This is a genomic window from Streptomyces sp. NPDC019890 (assembly GCF_044903445.1).
Lineage (GTDB): Bacteria > Actinomycetota > Actinomycetes > Streptomycetales > Streptomycetaceae > Streptomyces.
On record NZ_JBJDQK010000089.1, the window covers coordinates 1 to 1,604 of the forward strand.

Here is a 1,604-nt window from a genome sequence, read left to right on the forward strand (position 1 = left end):
GTCCAGCTCCGCGTTCAGCCGTCGCACGGCGTGGGCCCGCAGAGGTGCGGCGAGTTCGTCGAGACCGTCGAGGACCGGCAGGATGCGCTCGGCGGCCAGCAGCTCGCCGCCCCAGGTGGCACCCGGGTACGTCTGCGCGATATGGGCCGCCATCCAGGCGCTGAGGGTCTCGCGGTCCGGCTGCCATGCGGCGAGCGGGAAGACCACGGGAACGGGCGCGCCGGGCTGCCACCGCTCCAGCGCGTCCAGGGCGTAGCGCACCGCGAGCACGGTCTTGCCGCCGCCCGGCCCGCCGAGAACCACCAGCCGCCGTGACGGCACCCGGTCGACGAAGGCGGTGACGTTCTCCAGCCGGTCGCTCAGGTCCGCCGGACCGCCGATGTTCTCCTGATGGTCGGCCAGCCAAGCCTCGGCCCGGGTCCACCGAACGGGCATCGGCTCGGGGTCCTGAAGCCTGCGCAGCCGCCACTCCTCGGTCCACTGATCCCCGACGGCGTCGGCCAGTTGCCGGGCCAGGCGGTCGAGCCGTTCGTCCGACGCGGTCCGGCTGTCGCCCGTGGCGCGCTCGCGCATCCGCGAGACGGCCAGTCCGGTCACGGACACGACGAGGCCGAGTACGGAGGTCAGGCCCGAGGTCTCGTAGAGATCGCCGTTCGCGCCCGCGACGACGAAGACGAGGCCCGTGACGAGCACGGCCGCAACCCAGGCTCCGCGAATCGTCCAAATCCCGTCCATGCCGCGCCGCCCATACCGCATTGCACGGCCCCCCGTTGCGCCTCGTCCCCGCCCGAAGAATACGCTCAGCAACCGTATGATCGCGGTACAAATAGGGAACTCGGGACTGTGCGTTCTCTTCCGGCCCGCGGCCACGGTGCGTCAGGCGAACGAGACCTCGCCCGGCCTGTACGGGGTCAGCGGGCTCTACGGGATCGTCGAGGTGACCGAGGAGGATGAGGCCACCGGTGACCGGCCCCACGGGCCGTCGTGGCTGGAGCCTGCCCAGACGGCGCCACCCGGTCAAGCCATTGACGACCCGAGCTCAACCGCTGTCGTCACAACAGCCCTCCTCGTCCACCGAGTCACAGGCTCGTGAGGAGGTCGTCGAGCGGGGTCGGTACCTGTTCGGGGTCGAGGGCCTCGACGAGGAGGCGGCCGTAGCGGATCTTGCGGCCTTTCTTCGTGCCGAGGAAGCGCCGCAACTGCTGCTGCCGGGGCCGACCGTGGTGTGCAGGCTGGTGAAGGAAGGTCTGCCACGCACGCAGGTCACCCTGGGTCCGGACGATCTCCTCGACCCTTGCCGTGCCCAGCGCGCGGATGAGCTCGTCCTCCAGGTCCCTCACACACACGAAGAAGCCCCGGCGCGTCGCCCGTGCCCGCTTCAGGCCGAGGTCGAAGAAGCGCTGCTCCCCCTCGTCGCACAGTCCTGCCAGGCGCAGGCCAAGGCCGGGCGGCCCGAGGAGGCCGGCGTAGCGGCCGACGTTCATCGCCCCGCCCATCGGCACGACGCACACCCCCTCGGCAGCCAGGTCACGGCCATGCCGGGCCGCCAGCGCCTCAACGGCCGCGAGGTCACTCAGCCCTTCCAGCAGCACCGCCGTCCGCAG

The 1,604-nt window shown here is 71.6% G+C and carries 3 protein-coding genes; 1 reads left to right on the forward strand and 2 read right to left on the reverse strand.

Features of this window, described 5'->3' with window-relative positions:
• Window positions 1–693, reverse strand: a 693-nt coding sequence (locus tag ACI2LP_RS34395; RefSeq protein ID WP_404728465.1) for an NACHT domain-containing protein, incomplete at its 3' end; no start/stop codon positions are given.
• A 118-nt stretch (window positions 694–811) separates the two neighbouring features.
• On the opposite strand from ACI2LP_RS34395, the gene ACI2LP_RS34400 reads away from it, so the two are divergent.
• Window positions 812–1,093, forward strand: coding sequence for a hypothetical protein (locus tag ACI2LP_RS34400; protein WP_404728466.1), 282 nt, complete (start codon window positions 812–814; stop codon window positions 1,091–1,093).
• On the opposite strand, the gene ACI2LP_RS34405 is transcribed toward ACI2LP_RS34400, so the two are convergent.
• Window positions 1,080–1,604: TOPRIM nucleotidyl transferase/hydrolase domain-containing protein (locus ACI2LP_RS34405; RefSeq protein WP_404728467.1), on the reverse strand; the 525-nt coding region annotated here is incomplete at its 5' end. The two genes, ACI2LP_RS34400 and ACI2LP_RS34405, sit on opposite strands and share 14 nt — an antisense overlap.